Origin of the sequence: Microbacterium oryzae, assembly GCF_009735645.1 — a bacterium.
GTDB classification, from domain to species: domain Bacteria; phylum Actinomycetota; class Actinomycetes; order Actinomycetales; family Microbacteriaceae; genus Microbacterium; species Microbacterium oryzae.
Map to the genome: position 1 here is coordinate 1,488,587 of NZ_CP032550.1, position 19,606 is coordinate 1,508,192.

Consider the following 19,606-nt stretch of genomic DNA (forward strand, 5'->3'; position numbering starts at 1 on the left):
GATGGCCGGCCGCTTCGTCGTGAGGAGGGCTCAGTACCAGATGGTGAGGGCGGGCGCCTCGACCGGCCGCAGCGCCGCGGTGAGGGCGGCCGCCGCCTGCGCGTCGCCCTGGACGCGGCCCGCCGCGCGGAGCCCCGTGAGCGGCACGCCGCCGAGGTACGCCGCCGACAGCTCCGCGACGCCCAGTCGCAGATCGGGCGTCGCGCCGGGCGCGCTCTCCGCGCGACCGCGGCCATCCGCGTCGATCTCGATGCGCCAGGTTCCGGCGACGAGGCCGAGCGGGTCGCTCACCTCGAGGATGGCCGTGGCCGCGGCGGAGTAGGTGCGCGCGGCGATCGCACGCGGCAGGTCGAGGATGCGCAGCCATCCGTGATCGTGGACGACCTGCGTCGCACCCCGCTCGTCCTGCACGAGCCAGCGCACCGGGTCGTCGACGGGACGCAGCTTCGCGGTGACCTCGCCGACGAGGTCGTGCTGCAGTGCGAAGCGCCAGAGCGCGGCGGCCGCCTCCGGCGTCTCCGCCGTGAGGTGGCGGATCTGCAGCTGCGACGGGCGGAAGTCGCCCTCGCCCTCCTCGATCCGGTACGCCATCGCGCCGCGCACGTCGCCCGCCGCGTCGCGGTAGCGCACGCCGCGCACGGTCTCGCCGTTCTTCGTCGAGGCGTCGAGCCCGGCGTGCTGCCGCCAACGGCGCGGCCAGCCCTCCACCTCGCCCGGCCGTGCGGTGCGCCCGCGCTCGTACACGTCGGAGAGGTCGTCGGCGAGCTGCTCGCGCGAGACGAACTCGACCCGGCCATCCGGCTCGTACCCCGCCCAGCCCGCACGACGGGTGTCGATCGTCCAGCGGCTCATCGGCACGGCCGCGCCGAAGCCGTAGCGTCCGTAGATCGTCGCCTCCGTCGCGGTGAGGCCGGCGATCGCGAGGCCGGCGTCGGCGGCCGCCCGCAGCTCGCCCTCCAGCATCGCGCGGGCGACGCCGCGGCGGCGATGCGTGGGGCTCACGGTCACGCCGCTGACCGCCCACATGTCGAGCTCGCCGCCGGGCACCGTCAGCTCGGTGACCCAGGAGTGCACGGTGGCGACGGGCACGCCCTCCTGCGCGACGCCCTCGTCGAACACCGCCACGTAGCGGTTCGACGTGCTCACGAGCTGCTTCTGCTCGTCGATGTAGGCGTCGTCGACCTCGGGTCCGAGGAAGCCGCGCGAGACGGCCTGGATCATCCGGGAGAACGCGGTGCGGTCGTCGTGATCGACGGTGCGGTAGTCGAGACCCGTCGCCGCGAGGCGCTCGCGCGAGGTCGGGTCGAGGGGAACGGTGCGCGGATCGATGCTGCTCACGCCTCCCACCCTACGGCGCGGCGCGCGGGGCGAGCCCGGCCGGCACCGCCCCGCGGGGGCGCCGGTCAGTGCGAGACCGGACGCACGACGACGGGGACGACGTCGATGGCGACGCCGACGCGCTCGTCGAAGGCGAGCCGCTCGGTCGCCGGGTGCTGCACACGCACGAGCGCGGACCCACCGGGCGACTGCACCCGCACGAGCGAGCGACGGAAGCTGCCGAGGAACGTCGATTCCACGACGACCCCCGGGATCGCGCCGCCGAGCCTCACGTTCTCCGGGCGGACGAACGCTTCCGCGGGACCGTCGGGCGCGGGGGCGACGAGCGGCATCCGCGCGCCCAGCACCTCCGCGACTCCGCCCGTGACGGTCGCGGGAAGCAGCGACGAGAACCCGACGAACGCCGCCACGGTCGGCGTCGCGGGTCGCAGGTAGAGATCCTCGGGAGCGCCGACCTGCTCGATCCGGCCCGAGTTCATGACCGCGATCCGGTCGGACACCGCGAGCGCCTCCTCCTGGTCGTGCGTGACGAAGACCGTCGTGATGCCGAGGCGCAGCTGGAGGGCGCGGATCTCCTCGCGCAGCTGCACGCGCACCTTGGCGTCGAGCGCCGACAGCGGTTCGTCGAGCAGCAGCACACGGGGCTCCGTCACGAGGGCGCGCGCGAGCGCGACGCGCTGCTGCTGTCCGCCCGAGAGCTGGTGGGGGTAGCGGTCGGCGAGGTGATCGAGCGCGACGAGCCGCAGCGCGTCGACGGCGCGCGCTGCCGCCTCACGCTTCGGCACACGGCGGCGCTCGAGGCCGAAGGCCGTGTTCTGCCGCACCGTCAGGTGCGGGAAGAGCGAGTACGACTGGAACACCATGCCGAGATCGCGCCGGTTCGTCGGCACCGTCGAGACGTCGGAACCGGCGATGCGCACGATTCCCGCGGTCGCGTGCTCGAGGCCCGCGAGGATCCGAAGCAGGGTCGTCTTGCCGCACCCCGAAGGGCCGAGGAGCGAGAGGAACTCCCCCGGGCGCACGTCGAGGTCGACGCCGTGCAGCACTCGCGTGCGCCCGTACTCCTTCACGACGCCCTCGAAGCCGACGGGCACGCCCTTGATTCGCTCGGCGGGAGCGGCTGCGCCGATGGTGTCGATCGCGTCGAGGGTCATGGGAGGGTCCTTTTCGAGCGGGTGCGGCCGGCGAGCCCGATGACGGCGAGCAGCGCGAAGGCGAAGACGAGAGAGAGCAGGGAGAGGATGACGGGCGCCCACGGATCCTGCTTGCCGACGACGACGAGCGCGGTCTGCAGGTTCTGCCGGCCCAGGATGGAGGCGATCGTGAACTCGCCGAGCACGACGGCGACCGCGATGAGTGACGCGGCGAGGAGCCCCTGTCGGAGGTTCGGCGCAATGACGCGCAAGAGCGTGGTCGTCCATCCGGCGCCCAGGGTGCGGGCCGCCTCTGACAGGGTCGGCAGATCGACGGCGTCGACGGCCGCTCGGATCGCCCGATAGGCGAACGGGAGGACGGTGATCCCGTAGGCGAAGGCGAGCGTCCAGATGCCGGTGCCCACCGCCCGGCCGATGCCCTGGTAGATGGGGGCCAGCCCCACGACGACCACGATCGCCGGGATGGAGATCGGCAGCAGCACGACGAACTCGAACGCGCGCCGCAGCCTCGGGAATCGCAGCTCGACGAGGATGACCGTCGGGGCGAGCAGCACGAGGACGATCGCGACCGTCACGAGGGCCAGCACGAGGGAGTTCGCGAGCCCGGTCCAGACCGGCCGGTAGGTTCCGGCCAGCGCGGGATCGAACAGCGCCGCCCAATGGACGAGCGAATGGGCGTCGCCGTCGCGCAGCGAGTACTCGATCATCGACAGGATCGGGATGGCGAACACGGCGAGGAGGAGGGCGCCGATGATCCAGCGGGTGACCGGGCGAGGAGCGAACGAAGCGGCGCTCATCGTCGCCACCTCGCCGCCCGGCTCTCGATGGCGGAGTACCCCCACATGCATGCCGCGACGATGACGATCATGCCCAGGGCGAGGGCGCCGGCGAGGTTCTCCCGACCGAGCACGGTCTCGCTCGTGAGCGCCGCGCGGATCTGCAGCGGCACGATCTGAGAGCCCTGACTGGCCAGTGCGGCCGCGGTCGCATAGGAGGAGAACGCGTTGGCGAACAGCAGCAGCAGGCTCGCGAGGAACGCCGGGGCGAGCACGGGGATGCCGATGAAGCGCCAGAAGCCGAGGCGCGTGCCGCCCAGCGTGAGGTTCGCCTCGGCCCAGGTCGGCCGGAGTGCCGCCATGGCGGGCAGGAAGGTGATGATCATGAGGGGAACCTGGAAGTACAGGTAGGTGGGGACGAGGCCCGGCAGCGCGTACAGCCAGTTGCGGCCCTCATGGATGTCGATGCCCGTCGCGTCGAGGATCAGCCGCGTGACGAGCCCCTGCGCGCCCAGCGTCGCGATGAACGCGAAGGCGAGCATGACCCCGCCGAACTGCGCGAGCACGCTGGACGCCGCGTCCACGGCGATGCGGATGCGACCGCCCTCGGGGGCGCCGAGGAGCGCGTAGCAGGCGAGGGCTCCGACGACTGCGCCGACCGCCGCGGTGACCGCCGAGAGCCAGAGGGAGCTGCCGAAGGCGCGGAGCACGGTCGGCTCGAGCAGCCCTGCGATGTTCTCGAGGGTGAACGCGCCGTCGCCGTCGAAGAAGGCGGTGCCGAGCGCGATCGTGGTGGGGACCAGCAGGAAGACGAAGACGTAGGCGGCGAACGGCGCAAGGCCGAGGACGGCAAGACCCGGGCGCACGCGGCGGGGCGGGGGCGGAGAGGGCGCCTGCGCGGCAGCCGGCACCCTCTCCGCGGTGATGGCGAAGGTCACTCGACCGCGGCGGCCCAGGAGTCGCCGAGCACCGCGCCGGCGGCCTCCGACTGCTCCTCGGTGGGCACGACGGTCTGGGCAGGCGTCTCCGGGAGGGCGGCGAAGAGCTCCTCGTCGATGGTGCCGGCCTCGGCCATCGCTTCGGCGCGGACAGGGCGCGCTCCGCCCTTCAGCCACAGGTTCTGCACCTCGTCGCTGTAGAGGAACTCCTGCCAGAGGCGCGCCGCGGCGGGGTGCGGGGCGTCGACGTTGATCGCCTGGTTGTAGTAGCCGGCGTAGCCGATGCCGTCGAGGACGACGGTCTTCCAGTCCGGGTTCTCGGCGCTGTGGGCGGCGTTGAGGTAGTCCCAGTCGAAGACGACCGGTGTCTCGCCGGAGGCCACGGTCGCGGAGGTCACGTCGACCTTGAGGAGATTCCCCGCGTCGTTCAACTCCGAGAAGAAGTCGATCCCCGGCTGGAAGTCGTCGAGCGTGCCGCCCGACTGCACCGCCGCGAGGCCGACCGCGGCGAACGCGGCGCCGGCCTGCGTCGGATCGCCGTTGATCGCCACAGCGCCGGCGTACTCCGTTCCCAGGAGGTCGTCGAGCGATGTCGGCTCGTCGAACGTCGACGCGTCGTAGCCGATCGACATGTACCCGCCGTAGTCGCCGACGAAGAGCCCCTCGGGGTGCTTCAGCTCGTCGGGGATGTCATCCCACGTCTCCACCTGGTACGGCGCGAACTGGTCGGTGCTCTGCAGCGCGACGGTGAGACCGAGGTCGAACACGTCAGGCGCGGTATCGAGGCCTGCGTTGGCCTCCGCGGCCTGGATCTCCTCCGCGCTGGACACGTCGGGCGACTGCTCCTCGATGGCGATCTCCGGGTAGCGCTCGGCGAAGAGGTCGAGGATCTCGCCGTAGTTCGCCCAGTCGCGCGGCAGCGCGATGACGTTCAGCGCGCCCTCCGCCTTCGCCGCCTCCTCGAGCGCCTCGATGGAGCCGAAGTCCTCCAGGCTCTCGGCACCGGCGGCGTCGACGCCGGATGCGTCGGCGGCACCGGCGGCACCGCCGGAAGCGCAGCCGCTGAGAGCGACGGCGGTGGCGGCCAGCAGGCCGAGAGAGGCGAGCACAGGGCGTCGTGACATGGGGATCCTCCGGTGAGGTGCTTCGGGAGCGCGCTCGGGCAGCGCACGAACCGCGAAGTTACCCACGGCGCATGACGGAATGTCCTTCTTCCGGTGACAGGTCCCCCGCGCCCCGGTGACGCGCGGGTGAACGCGGGCTCACATGAGGTGGTCGAACCCCTCGAGGGGCCAGCCGGCCCCGGCGAGGCGCGCGGCGACGCGATGGATGTCCTCGTCGCCCGGGTGCTCGAGCACGCGCTGGCGCGTGGCCTCGGCGATGTCGGCGGCCGTGAACGGCGCGCCCTCGCTCTCGATGAGCGCGCGCGTGACGGCGTCGACCTCCGCGTCGGTGAGCTTGCGGTGCAGCACCTCGAGGAGCGGCACGTAGTCCTGCGCGGGCACGCCGTCGGCGTAACCTCGCCGCAGCCACTCCACGACGGATCCGAGCCCGAGACGGCGGACGACGGGCGTGCCGTCGGGGTACTCGTTCATCTCAGCCACCGAACATCTGCTTCCCGAACACGATGACCACGACGCCGAACAGCGCGATCGCGCCGCAGAGCCCGAAGCAGACCCACGCGCCGATGCGGCCCGCGTGCGTCGTGGGAGCGGAAGCGTCGTCGGTCGCGACGTAGCCCGCGGGCACCGCCGCGAGCGAGCGCATGCCGAGCGCGAACAGCGACGGCAGCCCCGCGCCGAACAGCAGACCGACGACGATCACCTGCCACAGCGAGTCCAGCATCCCGAGCACGTCGAGCTCCATGTCAGACCAGCGCCTTCTCTGCGACCTCGGCGGCGAGCGCCTCGTCCCAGTCCTCGTTCACGTTGTCGGGGTTCACCGGCTTGCGCTTCGCGCGCAGCCACATCGAGAGGGCGAGCACGACGAGGATGGCGAACACGACGAGCACGCCGGCGAGACCGCCGATCGCGCTGCCGAGCATCCAGCAGACCGCGCCCACGATGGCCGCCGCCGGCAGCGTGATGACCCAGGCCACGGCCATCCGACCCGCCACGCCCCAGCGCACCTCGGCGCCCTTCTTGCCGAGGCCGGTGCCGAGGATGGAGCCGGTCGCGACGTGCGTCGTCGACAGCGGCAGGCCCAGGTGGCTCGAGGTGAGGATGATCGCCGCGCTGGACGCCTCCGCGGCCATGCCCTGCGGCGCGCCGATCTCGACGAGGCCCTTGCCGAGGGTGCGGATGACGCGCCATCCGCCGAGGTACGTGCCGAGCGCGATCGCGAGGGCGCAGGAGGCCTTCACCCAGAACGGGATGTCGTCCTCGCCCGTGAGGGCGCCGTGCGCGACGAGGGCGAGGAAGATGACGCCCATCGTCTTCTGCGCGTCGTTGGTGCCGTGCGCGAGCGAGACGAGCGACGCCGAGCCGATCTGGCCCCAGCGGAAGCCCTTCTCCTCGATCCGCCGCGGCACGCGGGCCGTGATGCGGTAGATGGCGCGGGTGCCGACGGCGGCGACGAGCGCCGCGACCACGGGCGCGAGCAGTGCGGGCAGCACGACCTTGGCGACGATCGACCCCCACAGCACGCCGTTGACGCCGTTGACGACGCCCCACACGAGCGCGGCGCCGATGAGGCCGCCGAAGAGCGCGTGGCTCGACGACGACGGCAGGCCGAACAGCCAGGTCAGCAGGTTCCAGATGATGCCGCCGACGAGGCCGGCGAACACGATGAGCATGAGCTGCTCGCCGTGCGCCTGTCCGAGGTCGACGACGTCGCCGCCGATGGTCTTCGCGACCTCGATCGAGAGGAACGCGCCGACGAGGTTCAGTCCGGCCGAGAGGGCGACCGCGGCGCGGGGCTTGAGCGCTCCCGTGGCGATGGAGGTGGCCATCGCGTTGCCGGTGTCGTGGAATCCGTTGGTGAAGTCGAACGCGAGCGCCGTGATCACGACGATCGAGAGCACGAGGAGCTCTTCCATACCTCTATGGTCGCGCGCGCGCGAGGGTCGCGCGTGCGGATGAGGGCTTCAGCGGCGTCTGTTCACCCAACGTTCATCTCGTCGTGGGCGGGTCGGTTGCCAGGTGTTCACCGGCGGGTCGGATGGCCCGCTCAGGCTCCGAAGATCACCTTGCCGAAGACGATGATGACGATGCCGAACACCGCCGCCACCGCGCAGAGCGCGAAGCAGATCCAGGCACCCGCTCGCGCACGGGAGGAGACCTCGGGGTGCTCCTCTGTGCCCGCGAGGAGCCGGGTGCCGAGGGCGAAGAGGGCGGGCAGACCCGCGCCGAGGATCAGACCGGCGATGACGACCTGCAGGAGGGCCGCGGAGATCGCGGCGACGTCGATGTGCATGCCGTTACCGCCTGACCTTCACGACGCTGGTGATGTTCGCGGTGTCGAGGGTGGCGGCGTCCTTCTTCCACGCGTCGTTGACGTTGTGGTGCGACACCTCGTCGCGACGCGAGCGCAGGAACATGAAGATCGACAGGGCGATGAGCAGCCCCAGCACGATGAAGATGCCGCCGAGCCCGTCGAAGGCGCTGCCGAGCCACCAGCACGCGCCGCCCACGAGCGCGGCCGCCGGCAGCGTGACCACCCAGGCCACGGCCATCCGACCCGCCAGCTTCCAGCGGACCTCCGCGCCCTTGCGGCCGAGTCCGGTGCCGAGGATCGAGCCCGTGGCGACGTGCGTGGTCGACAGCGGCAGCCCGAGGTGGCTGGAGGTGAGGATGATCGCCGCGCTCGAGGTCTCCGCGGCGAGCCCCTGCGGCGCCGACAGCTCGACGAGCCCCTTGCCCAGGGTGCGGATGATGCGCCATCCGCCGAGGTAGGTGCCGAGCGCGATCGCGAGCGCGCAGGTGAGCTTCACCCAGAACGGCACGTCGTCCTCGGGGTTCACCGCGCCGTAGGCGATGAGCGCGAGGAAGATCACGCCCATCGTCTTCTGCGCGTCGTTGGTGCCGTGCGCGAGCGAGACGAGCGACGCCGACCCGATCTGGCCCCAGCGGAAGCCGCGCTCGGTGCGGCGCTCGGGCGAGCGGCGCGTGATCCGGTACACGAGCCAGGTGCCGACGCCCGCGACGAGAGCCGCGACGACCGGCGAGAGCACGGCGGGGATGAGGACCTTGCCGATGATGCCGCCCCAGACGACGCCGTTCACGCCGTTGGCGACGCCCCACACCAGCGCGGATCCGACGAGACCCCCGAAGAGCGCGTGGCTCGAGGACGACGGCAGGCCGAAGAGCCACGTCACGAGATTCCAGATGATCGCGCCGACCAGTCCGCAGAAGACGATGAGCATCAGCTCCTCGCCCTGCGCCTGGTTCAGGTCGACGACGTCTCCCCCGACGGTCTTCGCGACCTCGATCGACAGGAACGCGCCGACGAGGTTCAGCACCGCCGACAGCGCGACCGCGACCTTCGGCCGGAGAGCCCCGGTCGCGATGGACGTGGCCATCGCGTTGCCCGTGTCGTGGAACCCGTTGGTGAAGTCGAATGCCAGGGCGGTGACGACCACCAGCAGGAGGACGAAGAGCTCTTCCACGTCGTCTATTGTCCACCCCGCGACTGGGTGCTCGGCGCCGCGGTCTCAGGGTCGGATCAGACGCCGGCTCGGGGTCGGATCAAGCGTGGTCTCGGGGTCTGATCAGGCGACGCTGTGCGCGGCGCGCAGCTTCGCGAGGACCTGGTCGCGCAGCTTCTCGGGGGCGACCTCCTCGCGGCACGAGCGCTGGATTGCCTCGGTCAGCGTGTTCTCGACGAGCACCTCGTCCTGACATGCCGGGCAGCCCTCGATGTGCTCCTTGATCTCCGTGTGCTGGGTGTGGCACAGCTCCACGGCGCCCCGGAGGTACGCCTCGAGGTCCTGTCGGGCCTTCTCGCAGCCGCAGTCGGTCATTTCTTCGCTCCTGTCTCGGCGGCCGAGATGCCTCGCTCGGCCGCGTAGTCGGTCAGCAGTCCGCGCAGCAGTCGCCGGCCCCGGTGCAGGCGGCTCATGACGGTGCCGATGGGGGTCTTCATGATGTCGGCGATCTCCTGGTAGGCGAAGCCCTCGACGTCGGCGAGGTACACCGCCATCCGGAAGTCGTCGGGGATGGACTGCAGCGCGTCCTTCACGACGGAGGCCGGCATCCGGTCGATGGCCTCGGCCTCGGCGGACCGGCTGCTCATCGCGGTGGTGGACTCCGCGCCGCCGAGCTGCCAGTCCTGGAGATCGTCGATCGTCCCCTGGTACGGCTCGCGCTGCTTCTTGCGATAGGTGTTGATGTAGGTGTTCGTCAGGATCCGGTACAGCCACGCCTTGAGGTTCGTGCCCTGGGTGAAGGACGACCACGACGCGAACGCCTTGACGAAGGTCTCCTGGACGAGGTCGGCCGCGTCGGGCGGATTCCGGGTCATCCGCATCGCCGCACCGTAGAGCTGGTCCATGAAGGGGAGCGCCTGCTCTTCGAACTGCGTGCGCGCGTCGACCGGGGAAGACTGTGCGTCGCTCATGATCGGAGAGTCTAGGCGCGAGGAGGCGAGCTCGTCGGGCGCATGATCCTCCGCGACGCGCGGATCCGCAAGGGTGGCGTTCATTCGACTCCTCTCGTGCATTCAGTAGGGTGGAACGCGATGACTGCGCGTGGGTATTCCCTCGACGGCAGCGATGCCGCGAAAAGACCGCAGGGCGCCTATCGGGCTCCCACAGCCGAACGCGCCCTGAGTGCGACGCTGGCCGTTCCCGGATCGAAGTCGCTCACGAACCGAGAGCTCGTGCTCGCGGCGATCGCGGAGGGGCCGAGCACGCTGCACCGGCCGCTGCACTCCGACGACTCGCGTCGCATGATCGAGGCGCTCGGCGCCCTCGGCGTGGAGATCGAGGAGGTCGACGGCGACAGCCCGTTCGGCCCCGACCTGCACGTGACGCCCGCCGCTCCCCTGCGCGGCGGCGGCACCATCGACTCCGGTCAGGCCGGCACCGTCATGCGCTTCATCGCGCCGCTGGCGGGCCTCGCGAACGGCGACGTGTACGTCACCGCGCACGAGAGCGCGCTGCACCGCCCGATGGGCGGCATGATCAAGGCCCTCCGCGACCTCGGCGTCGACATCGACGACGGCGGCCACTGGTCGCTGCCGTTCCGCGTGCACGGCCACGGGCACCTGCGCGGCGGCGAGATCGACATCGACGCATCGGCGTCGAGCCAGTTCGTCTCGGGGCTGCTGCTGGCAGCGCCCCGCTTCGACGTGGGCCTGCGCCTGCGCCACGTCGGCGCGCGCCTGCCCAGCGTGCCGCACATCGACATGACCATCGAGTCGCTCGCGCGGCGCGGCGTGCTCGTCGAGCGCTCCGGCCACGACGAGTGGATCGTGCCGGCCGGACCCGTGCGCGCGAAGGACATCGCGATCGAGCCGGACCTGTCGAACGCCGCGCCGTTCCTGGGCGCCGCGCTCATCGCGGGCGGCCACGTCACGGTCACCGGATGGCCGGCGCACTCCACCCAGCCGGGTGCGCACCTCACCGAGATCCTCGCGGCGATGGGCGCACGCGTCAGCCGACGCTCCGGTAACCTGACCGTCTCCGCGGGCAAGGCCATCCAGGGGGTCGACCTCGACCTGTCGGGCGTGAGCGAGCTCACCCCCACACTCGTGGGCCTCGCCGCCTGCGCCGACGGGCCATCCACCTTCCGCGGCATCGCGCACATCCGCGGCCACGAGACCGACCGTCTCGCGGCGCTCGCGGCGAACCTGCGCGCGGTCGGCGGCGAGGCCGAGGAGCTGCCCGACGGCATCCGCATCATCCCGCGCGAGCTGACCGGCGGCACGTGGCGCGCGTTCCACGACCACCGCATGGCGACGACCGGCGCGCTCATCGGCATCCGGACGCCCGGGGTCGTCGTCGACGATATCGGCACCACCGCGAAGACGCTGCCCGAGTTCGTCCAGCTGTGGGAGGGCATGCTGCGCGGGCCCCGGAGCACCTCCGCGTGAGCTGGCTCGACGACGCCGACGATCTCGACGACGAGTTCGACGAGTTCGACGAGTCCAGCATCCGGGTGCGGCCGAACCCGAAGGGCAACCGGCCGCGCACGAAGCGGCGGCCCGCGCACGACGACGCCCGCATCGCGCGCGTGCTGGGGGTGGACCGCGGCCGCTACACCGTGCTCGTGGACGAGGACGGCCCCGACGAGCACGAGTCGACCGCCGCCCGCGCGCGAGAGCTGCGGCGCACGCCGATCGTCACGGGCGACCGCGCGCGCGTCGTGGGCGACACGTCGGGCCAGGAGGGCACGCTCGGGCGCATCGTCGGCATCGAGGAGCGCACGTCGCTCCTCCGCCGGAGCGCCGACGACACCGACCAGGTCGAGCGCGTGGTCGTGGCCAACGCCGACCAGATGCTCGTCGTCGTTGCGGCGGCCGACCCGGAGCCCCGCCCCCGTCTCGTGGACCGCTACCTCGTCGCGGCGCTCGACGCGGGCATCCGCCCCCTGCTCGTCGTGACGAAGACCGACCTCGCCGACCCCTCGGCCTTCCTCGAGCACTTCGACGGACTGCCCGACCTGCGGGTCTTCCGCAGCGCGCGCGACGAGACCCCGATCGACGAGATCGGCCGCGCGCTCGTCGGGCACTCGACCGTGTTCGTGGGGCACTCGGGCGTCGGCAAGTCGACGCTCGTGAACGCGCTGGTGCCGACCGCGGGTCGTGCGACGGGGCACGTGAACCTCGTCACCGGTCGCGGGCGCCACACGTCGTCGTCGACCGTCTCGCTGCGCTATCAGGGCGCGGATGGCCGGGGCTGGGTCATCGACACCCCGGGCGTCCGCTCGTTCGGGCTCGGGCACGTGGACCCCGCGAACATCCTGCGGGCGTACCCCGACCTCGACGCGGTGGCCGAGGAGTGCCCGCGCGGGTGCACGCACCTCCCGGACGCCCCCGACTGCGCGCTGAACGAGGCCGTCGCCGCGGGAACCCTGCCCGCCGGCCGCCTGGACTCGCTGCAGCGCCTGCTGGAGACGTTCGCGGGGCGCCCGGAGTACTGAGCCCGCGCCGGGGTTGCGTCGCTCGGGGTTCTGCGGTTCGCGGGGTCCTGCGTCTCGCGGGGTTTGCGGCTCGCCAGTGCGGGCGACGCGGTTCGCGGGCTGAAAGCGTGTCGCCCGCACTGGCGAATCGGGCTGTGGAGGCATAACCGCAGAACGGCACCACTGAGCGAGCCACCCCGGACTCGATGGAGCCGAACGCGCCGATTCAAGGCCCAGAACGACACAACCGCACCACCGAACGAGCCCGCACGAAACTCGATGGTGCCGAACTGGCCGATTCAAGGCCCAGAACGACACAACCGCACCACCGAACGAAGCACCCTGCGACTCGGCAGTGCCGAACTCGCCGAATCCCGGCTCATAACGCCAGAACCGCACCACCGAACCGGGACCGTGAGCCCGGCTCGGCAGCGCCGCCCGAGTCACTCCGGCAGGGCGAGCACCGGCGCGAGCTCCTCGCGCGTCAGGGTCATCAGCGGACCCGCCGGATCGATGAGCACGCCGCCGAGCTCCTCGTGATCGCGCAGCATCTTCGCGAGCTTCGGCACCTGGATCGGCAGCGCCTTCTCGCCGCGACCCTGCGCGACGACCTCGAGCGGGTGCGAATGGAGCTGCACGAGCCGTGTGCCGTCCGCCAGACGTGCCTCGGCGATCCCCATCTTCTTGTCGTCCTCGGCGAGCGCGCCGACGGCGACCCACAGCGGCGGGGCCTCGGCCAGCAGCGCGGCGACCTTGTGCGGGGTGTCGGCCTCGCGCGGTGCGGCCAGCAGCGCCTTGAGCCGGAACTCCGGGTCGGCCTGCGTCATCGCCTGCTCGACGATGTCGCGCGGCAGCACGACGCGGCGCGGCGCGGAGTTGTTGTCGATGATGATCCCGCCGAAGTCGGCCTTCAGCAGCTGCTGCAGCAGCGCCGACACCGGCTGCGCGACCGCGGACGTCTCGGCGTCGCCGTCGCTCTGCACGGCCTCGCGCAGCGCCCTGCCCGAGCTGAACGCGACCATGAAGTTCTGGTCGCCGACGCGCGCGATGCCGAATGTCACCGGCTTGCCCTCGGAGATCTGCTGGCGCGCGTCGCCCTTCACGCGCAGGAACACGTGCCCCTGCAGCATCTGCCGCAGCACGCCGAGCACCTGCGCGCCCGTCGGCTTCTCCGGCAGCGCGGCGAGCGCGTCGCGCAGCAGCGCGTTGTCGCGCAGCCCGGGAACCGTCTCGAGAACGGTGGGCGGCGCGGCGGGCGCCTTCGGCAGCTCGGGTCGCGCGGCGGGCGTCGGCTGCGGGGCGGATGGCCGCTGCTGGGGCGCGGCCGACGGCGCGGCGGGGGCGGATGGCTGGGGCTGAGCGGGGGCGGACGCCGACTCGGCGGACGGCTGCTCCTCCGACGGGGGCGCGACCTGCGGGCCCGACGAGCCGACGCCACGGAAGGCGGAGAACGAGATGCCGACCTCGGGCGCGCTGTCGGTCGAAGCCTCGGCGGGCTGCTCAGCGGCCGCCGCAGCGGCCCCCGATCCTTCGACGGGGGTCGAGGTCGCCTCCTCCGCCGTGGGGTCGGTCTTCTTCTTCTTCGAGAACAGGCCCATGCGCCCAGCCTACGGGGCGATCACCCGGGGAGCGGCGCCTCCCCGCCGCTCATTCCGGCTCATCCGCGAGGTACTCGCTGATGGCCTCGAACGCGCGCGCCCGCGCCCGCGCGCCCCGTGCCCCCAGACGCTCGCCGATGGCCATGACGAGCGCCTCGAGGAAGATCGCATGCGCGACGCGGGAGGTCTGCTCGAGCTCCTCGCGGAAGCTCGCCCCTCCTGCCACGAGCAGCACGTCGTCGCTGACCCGGGCGAGCGCGGTGCCGTGGAACGAGGTGATGGCGACGACGTGCGCGCCGGCGCGCGCGGCGGCGTCGGCCGCCGCGACCGTGTCGCGGCTCGACCCGCTGGCGCTGATCGCCACGACGGCGTCGCCCGCCCCCAGACCGCGCGCGACGATGAGCTGCGCCAGCGCGTCGGGCTGATACTCCGCGACCCGCCCCTGGGCCGTCAGCCGCAGCGCGAGATCGACTCCGAGGGGGCCGGACAGCCCCGACGCCACGACGACGAGCCGCCGCGCGTCGACGACGGCCGCCACGGCGGAGTCGAGGCGCGCCGCATCCAGCAGGCTCGTGAGCTCGGGCACCAGCCGTGCCACCCGGGCGACGCCGCGCTGCATGGCTCCGAGGGCGCCGGTTCCGGTCTCCTCCGTCATCTCCTCGCGGCGTTGCGCGAGTTCGGCGGCGAGGGCGACCCGCAGCTGCGGGAAGCCCCGATAGCCGAGCGCCTGACACAGCCGCACCACGCTGCTGCGCCCCACCCCGACGACGTCGGCCAGCTGCTGCGCGGTCATCTCCACGACGTCGGCGGCGCGCTCGACGAGGACCTCCGCGATCCGGAGATCCGCCGCACCGAGCATCTTCCGCTGCGCGGCGATTCGGGTGGTGGGCCCCACCACGGGGGCGCCTGGCTCAGTCACGTCGGAAGGCCCCTTCGGTGAGGCGACGGCGGATGGTCGCCGACAGCGCGTCGACGGCCATCGTAACGACGACCACCACGATGAGGAGCACGCCGACCGTCGACCAGTCGCGGTACTGGGTGTAGCTCGTGAGCATGTCGCCGATCCCGCCCACGCCGATGAGACCGAGCACCGCACTCGATCGCACGTTGATCTCGAAGCGGTACAGCCAGAATGAGAGGAAGTCCGCCGAGACCTCCGGCCACACGCCCCACCGCACGACCTGGGCGGTCGAACCGCCGGCTGCCCGCGCGGCCTCGGCCGCGCCGCGCGGAGCGGCCTCGATCGCCTCGTAGCCCCACTTGCCGAGCGTCCCGATCCCGTTGACCGCGAGAGCGAGGGCCCCGGTGAGCGGCGTGAGCCCGGTGACCGAGAGGATGACGATGGCGATGATGATCTCGGGCACGGCGCGGATGAGCGCGAAGAGCCCGCGCAGCGGCGCCCGCAGCCAGGCGGGGCCGATCCCCCGCGCGGCGAGGAACGACAGCGGGAACGCCAGCAGCGCCCCGAGGACGGTGCCCACCCATGCCATCGCGAGGCTGTTCCAGGTCTGCCGCAGCGCGTCGGGGAGCTTGGCCCAGTTCGGGTCGTGGAACATCAGCCACAGGTAGCGCAGGATCTGGGCGGGAAGGTCGCCGAGCCGATCCCAGGGGATCTGCACCGACCAGAACGCGACGACGACCGTCACGGTGACGACGCCGATGACGATGGCCCGCACCGGGTGCGCTGGGGGGCGGGGCGGATCGACGACGCGGCGGGAGGCGGTGAGGAGGGCGGTCATACGAGTCGCTTTCGGGCCAGGGCGCTCGCACCCTCGAGGAGGAGGACGATGAGCAGGATCTCGAGGATGATCAGCGAGAGCTGGTCGTACCGGTAGAAGGTGCGCACGGCATCGATGAGCAGGCCCATCCCGCCGGCTCCGACGAGACCCAGCACGCTGGACGCGCGGACGTTGAGCTCGAGCGTGTACAGCGTCTGATTGAGGAACGCCGGCCACGCGTCGGGGAGCGCCATGGTCCGGATGATCTGCGCGCGCCATCCGCCGACGGCCGTCCCCGCCTCGAGCGGTCCGGTCGGATTCGCCTCGACGGCCTCGGAGACGAGCTTGACGATGATCCCGACGTTGAACAGGACCAGCGCGATGATGCCGGGCAGTGCCCCCACGCCGACCATGGCGACGAGCACGGCCGCGTACAGCAGGTCGGGGACGGCGCGCACGACGTTGAGCGCGGCCCGCACGGCCCCGCGCAGCCAGGGGTGCGGATTCGTCGTCCGGGCGGCGAGGAACACGAGCGGGAGCGACACCGTCGCGCCGATCGCCGTGGCGATGACCGCCATCTGCAGCGTCTCGAGGAGCGGGGCGACCGTCCGCGGAAGGATGCTCCAGTCCGGCACGAGGAGGAGGGCCACCTTATCGGCCGCGTTCCGCCAGTTGCGGGCGATCGCCGCGATGTCGAAGTCGACCCCGATGCCCGGGAGCATCGTCACCACCGTGATCGCGACGACGGCCGCGAGCGCGGCGATGCGCCGCCCTCGTCCGCGCGGCCGCGGCGGCAGGACGAACGCCCGCGGCGGCGCGCTCACCGGCCCTCGCCGATCCGGTCGCCGCCGAGGATGGGGCGGTCGTAGATGCGCTCGAACACGTCGTCGCCGGCCTGCGCGGCCGGACCGTCGTACACGACGCGCCCCGCGCGCATGCCGATGAGCCGCACGCCGTACCGCCGGGCGAGGTCCAGCACGTGGAGGTTCACGAGCACCGTGATGCCGAGGTCGCGGTTGATGTCGGCCAGGTCCTGCATCACGGCGTGAGCGGTGGGCGGATCGAGGCTGGCCACCGGCTCGTCGGCCAGGACGACGCGGGGCTCCTGCGCGAGCACGCGCGCGATGGCCACCCGCTGCTGCTGGCCTCCCGACAGCGCGTCCGCGCGATGGTGGAGCTTCTCGAGCATGCCCACCCGGTGCAGCGCGCGGTAGGCGAGCTCGCGGTCGTCGGCGCCGTACCATCCCAGCAGCGTGCGCAGCGTGCTCGTCCGGCTGAGCCGGCCGACGAGCACGTTGCTCTGCACGCTGGCTCTTCCGGCGAGATTGAACCCCTGGAACACCATCCCGATGCTGCCGCGCAGGCGTCGCAGCTCCGCAGAGCGCGCCCCGTCCACCCGGCGCCTGCCGACGGAGACCGTGCCGGAGGTCACCGGCACGAGGCCGTTCACGGTGCGGATGAGGGTCGATTTCCCCGAACCGGACAGGCCGACGATCGCCACCATCTCCCCCGCGGCGATCCGCAGCGTCACGTCGTCGAGGCCGACCGTGCCGTTCGGGTAGCGGACGCTCACGCCCTCGAGATCGATGCCCCAGGGCGCCGCCGCCGAATCCGAGGATCCGGCGGCGGCGCTCTCGACGAGCCCTGTCATCACTGCAGGCCGAGCGCGTCGGCCGCGCGCGCCACGACGTCGAGCGAGGCGGGATCGGCCGGCGCGAGGTCGGTGATGCTGTAGACGCTCGTCAGCGCCTCCTGTCCCTCCGGCGTGCCCGCGAAGTCCAGAAGCGCCTGCGTGATGCGCTCCCGCAGCTCGGGCGAGAGCTCCTCCGACAGCGCGACGCCGTCATTCGGGATCTCCTCGGTGAGGGCGAACACGACGACCTTCTCGCCGATGTCGGGGACGTCGGTGACGATCGAGCGGGCGTCCCAGAAGCTGAAGCCGACCTCGGCGTCGCCGTTGTAGACGGCGAGCACGGAGGCATCGTTTGCGGTCACCGGGACCTGCTCGATGTCGGTGTCGATGTCGAGCCCGGCTTCCTGCAGGGCGAGCATCGGGTAGATGTACCCGGCGGGCGAGCCCGGGCCGAGGACGGCGACCTTCGCCCCCTTCACCTTCTCGACGCTGTCCAGTCCGGCGGGGCCGGTCATCGCGTCGGCGCCGTTGCAGAACAGCATCCCGTCGCGCTCGACCGGCTCGTCGTCGCAGTAGGTGTCGGGATCGTTGGTCATGAACTGCGCGGGATAGGTGATGTTGCCGTTGCGCTCGGTCTGGAGGACCACCTCTGCGCCGTACATGTCGTTGGCCTGCCAGAGCTGCAGCGAGGGCAGGAAGCCGATCTGCGCCTGCCCGGCGCCGATCGCCTCGACGGCCGCCTGGTAATCCTTGGAGACGACGCCCCGGACGGTCATCCCGAGCTCCTCCGTGAGGTAGTCAGTGATGGGGGCGGCGGTCTCGACGAGGCCGTCCTGGTCCTGGGAGGGGACGAGGGCGAGGGTGATCTCCTCCGGCTCCGCCGCGGCGTCGGCGGGGCCGGCCTCGGAGGCGCAGCCGGCCAGCGCCAGGGCGGTGACGGAGGCAGCCGCGAGGGCCGAAGCGAGGCGGGTGGGGGTGCGCATGATGCTCCTTCAGGGGTGGTGGGGGGACGACGGGAGGGATGGGGTGCGGGCGAGGTCGTGGGCGGCGTCGACCCAGGCCTCGATGACTTCGTAGAGATCGGCGACGCCGGCGGCGCGGTGATCGGGGGCTGCGGTGGCGGGGACATCCGCGGTCCCCACGAGCGCGGTGGCGTGCCCGCGCTGGTGCGCGGGGGCGAGATCGTTCACCCAGATGTCGCCGATGCTCAGCACGCGTGCGCCGGCGGGCAGACCGTCGAGGTAACCGCTCATGCCGGCCGGCTTGCCCACGTCGGTCAGGACCTCGTCGAACACGTCGGCGAGCCCCAGCGCGGCGAGCGCCTCGTCGATCCGGATGGCCGGGGCGTTGGTCGCGAGCACGCGGCGGGCGCGCCCGCGCAGCGCCGCGAGGAAGACATCGAGGCCGCGCGGTGCGCAGACAGGGCTCTCGGGAGTGGCCAGCTGCGCGCGGCTGGCCAGGTAGGCGGCGTCCAGCGTCGACGCGTCCGCGCCCGCCGCACGCGCCCGGCGCGCGACGAGGTCGTACCCGTCGAGCGCTCCCGCCGGCCGCTCCAGGTCGCTGATGAGGTCCTCGTACGAGACGGCGCTGTCGCGCGCGACGATGTGCCGCGCGTAGGAGCACACCGGCCCGTCGCCCAGCGCGACGGTGCCGTCGAAGTCGAAGACGAGAATGCTCTGTGTCACACTTTCCCTCACTGCCGGACGATGCGTCCAAGCTAAGGAGCTCGCATGGACAGAAAGACCACGAAGGGTGACGGGATGGTGAACGACGACGGTCGTCTGCTCGACGTCCTCCTCGCCGACATCGCGGAGGACCGCGCGGCAGAGCGGTTCGCCGGGTGGGCGCACTCCACGCTCGTGGACGAGAACGTCGGCGCTCCCGTCCTGCCCGTCGCGACCGCCCGTCTGCTGTCGGCGGCGGCGGGGCTGCCCGACGGCTTCCCGGTGGGCAACGCGGGCCTGTGGCACGTGTACGGGTATCTGCTCTCGGAGGTGCCCACTCCCTACGGCCTCAAGCGGGAGCGCTGGCTCGGCGGTGACCTCGCGACAGCGCTGGGCCTGCCCCGTGACGCTTTCGTGCCGGCAGCGCACCCGGGGACCCTGCTCGCGCGTGTGACGGCGGCCGTCTCACCGGTCCTCGAGCACGCCGCCGCCGACGGAGCGGACCTCCTCCTCGCGCACCGGGAGGATCTGCCCGGTGCGGCCACCGGGGTGACGGGCGTGGTGCGCGCGGACTCGGCGGGACCGGCGGCCCTCTGCTACGGCCTGCACGAGGCGGGCCGGCTTCGCATCGTCACGGCCTTTCCCTACTCGGGCCGGATCGACGACCTCCGGCGCGAGTTCGACCGCGGGGCGCGCGTCCGCTGGAACGGCGTGCTGAGCGGCTGAG

Annotated in this window: 22 protein-coding genes; 3 read left to right on the forward strand and 19 right to left on the reverse strand. The window is 72.2% G+C overall.

Annotation, left to right across the window (positions count from 1 at the left end; translation table 11 throughout):
* Window positions 1-30: 30 nt before the first annotated feature.
* The 12 genes from D7D94_RS06915 to D7D94_RS06970 form a co-directional block, all read right to left on the reverse strand.
* Window positions 31-1,338 (reverse strand): GNAT family N-acetyltransferase, encoded by a 1,308-nt coding sequence (locus D7D94_RS06915; protein WP_156241920.1) that lies wholly within the window; start codon window positions 1,336-1,338, stop codon window positions 31-33.
* Between the two features lie 65 nt (window positions 1,339-1,403).
* Window positions 1,404-2,492 carry an ABC transporter ATP-binding protein gene (locus D7D94_RS06920; RefSeq protein WP_156241921.1) on the reverse strand — a complete coding sequence of 363 codons (1,089 nt, stop codon included), beginning with the start codon at window positions 2,490-2,492 and terminating at the stop codon, window positions 1,404-1,406.
* On the reverse strand, window positions 2,489-3,289 hold the full coding sequence (locus tag D7D94_RS06925; protein ID WP_156241922.1) for an ABC transporter permease: 801 nt from the start codon (window positions 3,287-3,289) through the stop codon (window positions 2,489-2,491). The genes D7D94_RS06920 and D7D94_RS06925 overlap by 4 nt, the downstream gene beginning before the upstream one ends.
* Window positions 3,286-4,206, reverse strand: coding sequence for an ABC transporter permease (locus tag D7D94_RS06930; protein ID WP_246171897.1), 921 nt, complete (start codon window positions 4,204-4,206; stop codon window positions 3,286-3,288). The genes D7D94_RS06925 and D7D94_RS06930 overlap by 4 nt, the downstream gene beginning before the upstream one ends.
* A complete protein-coding gene (locus D7D94_RS06935; RefSeq protein WP_156241923.1) occupies window positions 4,203-5,330 on the reverse strand; it encodes an ABC transporter substrate-binding protein in 1,128 nt (375 codons plus the stop codon). Before D7D94_RS06935 ends, D7D94_RS06930 begins: the two co-directional genes overlap by 4 nt.
* 138 nt (window positions 5,331-5,468) lie before the next feature.
* Window positions 5,469-5,801, reverse strand: coding sequence for a DUF3349 domain-containing protein (locus D7D94_RS06940; protein ID WP_156243362.1), 333 nt, complete (start codon window positions 5,799-5,801; stop codon window positions 5,469-5,471).
* Window position 5,802: 1 nt separating this feature from the next.
* Entirely contained in the window at window positions 5,803-6,072 is a 270-nt protein-coding gene (locus D7D94_RS06945; RefSeq protein ID WP_156241924.1) for a hypothetical protein, read from the reverse strand.
* A gap of 1 nt (window position 6,073) precedes the next feature.
* Window positions 6,074-7,243 carry an inorganic phosphate transporter gene (locus tag D7D94_RS06950; RefSeq protein ID WP_156241925.1) on the reverse strand — a complete coding sequence of 390 codons (1,170 nt, stop codon included), beginning with the start codon at window positions 7,241-7,243 and terminating at the stop codon, window positions 6,074-6,076.
* A 131-nt stretch (window positions 7,244-7,374) separates the two neighbouring features.
* The gene (locus D7D94_RS06955; protein ID WP_156241926.1) at window positions 7,375-7,620 is read right to left on the reverse strand and encodes a hypothetical protein; all 246 of its coding nucleotides are present in this window, start codon (window positions 7,618-7,620) and stop codon (window positions 7,375-7,377) included.
* A 4-nt stretch (window positions 7,621-7,624) separates the two neighbouring features.
* Window positions 7,625-8,812, reverse strand: a complete 1,188-nt coding sequence (locus D7D94_RS06960; RefSeq protein WP_216648696.1) for an inorganic phosphate transporter — start codon at window positions 8,810-8,812, stop codon at window positions 7,625-7,627.
* Window positions 8,813-8,914: 102 nt separating this feature from the next.
* Entirely contained in the window at window positions 8,915-9,166 is a 252-nt protein-coding gene (locus D7D94_RS06965; protein WP_156241927.1) for a zf-HC2 domain-containing protein, read from the reverse strand.
* A complete protein-coding gene (locus tag D7D94_RS06970) occupies window positions 9,163-9,762 on the reverse strand; it encodes a sigma-70 family RNA polymerase sigma factor (protein WP_156241928.1) in 600 nt (199 codons plus the stop codon). Before D7D94_RS06970 ends, D7D94_RS06965 begins: the two co-directional genes overlap by 4 nt.
* 120 nt (window positions 9,763-9,882) lie before the next feature.
* Between D7D94_RS06970 and aroA the strand changes: the two genes are divergently transcribed.
* A complete protein-coding gene (gene aroA / locus D7D94_RS06975) occupies window positions 9,883-11,238 on the forward strand; it encodes a 3-phosphoshikimate 1-carboxyvinyltransferase (RefSeq protein ID WP_156241929.1) in 1,356 nt (451 codons plus the stop codon).
* A complete protein-coding gene (gene rsgA, locus D7D94_RS06980) occupies window positions 11,235-12,287 on the forward strand; it encodes a ribosome small subunit-dependent GTPase A (RefSeq protein WP_156241930.1) in 1,053 nt (350 codons plus the stop codon). The genes aroA and rsgA overlap by 4 nt, the downstream gene beginning before the upstream one ends.
* 422 nt (window positions 12,288-12,709) lie before the next feature.
* Here rsgA and D7D94_RS06985 read toward each other — a convergent pair whose 3' ends face one another.
* From D7D94_RS06985 to D7D94_RS07015, 7 genes are read right to left on the reverse strand one after another with little or no spacing between them, the layout of a single operon-like run.
* Window positions 12,710-13,864, reverse strand: a complete 1,155-nt coding sequence (locus D7D94_RS06985; protein ID WP_156241931.1) for an SseB family protein — start codon at window positions 13,862-13,864, stop codon at window positions 12,710-12,712.
* Between the two features lie 49 nt (window positions 13,865-13,913).
* Complete coding sequence (locus D7D94_RS06990; RefSeq protein WP_246171898.1) at window positions 13,914-14,783, reverse strand: MurR/RpiR family transcriptional regulator; 870 nt, start codon at window positions 14,781-14,783, stop codon at window positions 13,914-13,916.
* Window positions 14,776-15,603 carry a phosphonate ABC transporter, permease protein PhnE gene (gene phnE / locus D7D94_RS06995; protein ID WP_156241932.1) on the reverse strand — a complete coding sequence of 276 codons (828 nt, stop codon included), beginning with the start codon at window positions 15,601-15,603 and terminating at the stop codon, window positions 14,776-14,778. Before phnE (D7D94_RS06995) ends, D7D94_RS06990 begins: the two co-directional genes overlap by 8 nt.
* The gene (phnE, locus tag D7D94_RS07000) at window positions 15,600-16,406 is read right to left on the reverse strand and encodes a phosphonate ABC transporter, permease protein PhnE (protein WP_156241933.1); all 807 of its coding nucleotides are present in this window, start codon (window positions 16,404-16,406) and stop codon (window positions 15,600-15,602) included. The genes phnE (D7D94_RS06995) and phnE (D7D94_RS07000) overlap by 4 nt, the downstream gene beginning before the upstream one ends.
* Window positions 16,403-17,233 carry a phosphonate ABC transporter ATP-binding protein gene (gene phnC, locus D7D94_RS07005; RefSeq protein WP_156241934.1) on the reverse strand — a complete coding sequence of 277 codons (831 nt, stop codon included), beginning with the start codon at window positions 17,231-17,233 and terminating at the stop codon, window positions 16,403-16,405. The genes phnE (D7D94_RS07000) and phnC overlap by 4 nt, the downstream gene beginning before the upstream one ends.
* Window positions 17,233-18,198 carry a phosphate/phosphite/phosphonate ABC transporter substrate-binding protein gene (locus D7D94_RS07010; RefSeq protein WP_156241935.1) on the reverse strand — a complete coding sequence of 322 codons (966 nt, stop codon included), beginning with the start codon at window positions 18,196-18,198 and terminating at the stop codon, window positions 17,233-17,235. Before D7D94_RS07010 ends, phnC begins: the two co-directional genes overlap by 1 nt.
* Before the next feature lie 9 nt (window positions 18,199-18,207).
* On the reverse strand, window positions 18,208-18,900 hold the full coding sequence (locus D7D94_RS07015; RefSeq protein WP_216648697.1) for an HAD family hydrolase: 693 nt from the start codon (window positions 18,898-18,900) through the stop codon (window positions 18,208-18,210).
* 45 nt (window positions 18,901-18,945) lie between these two features.
* Here D7D94_RS07015 and D7D94_RS07020 point away from each other — a divergent pair, with 45 nt between their 5' ends.
* Window positions 18,946-19,605 (forward strand): amino acid deaminase, encoded by a 660-nt coding sequence (locus D7D94_RS07020; protein ID WP_156241936.1) that lies wholly within the window; start codon window positions 18,946-18,948, stop codon window positions 19,603-19,605.
* The last annotated feature ends 1 nt before the right edge of the window (window position 19,606 follow it).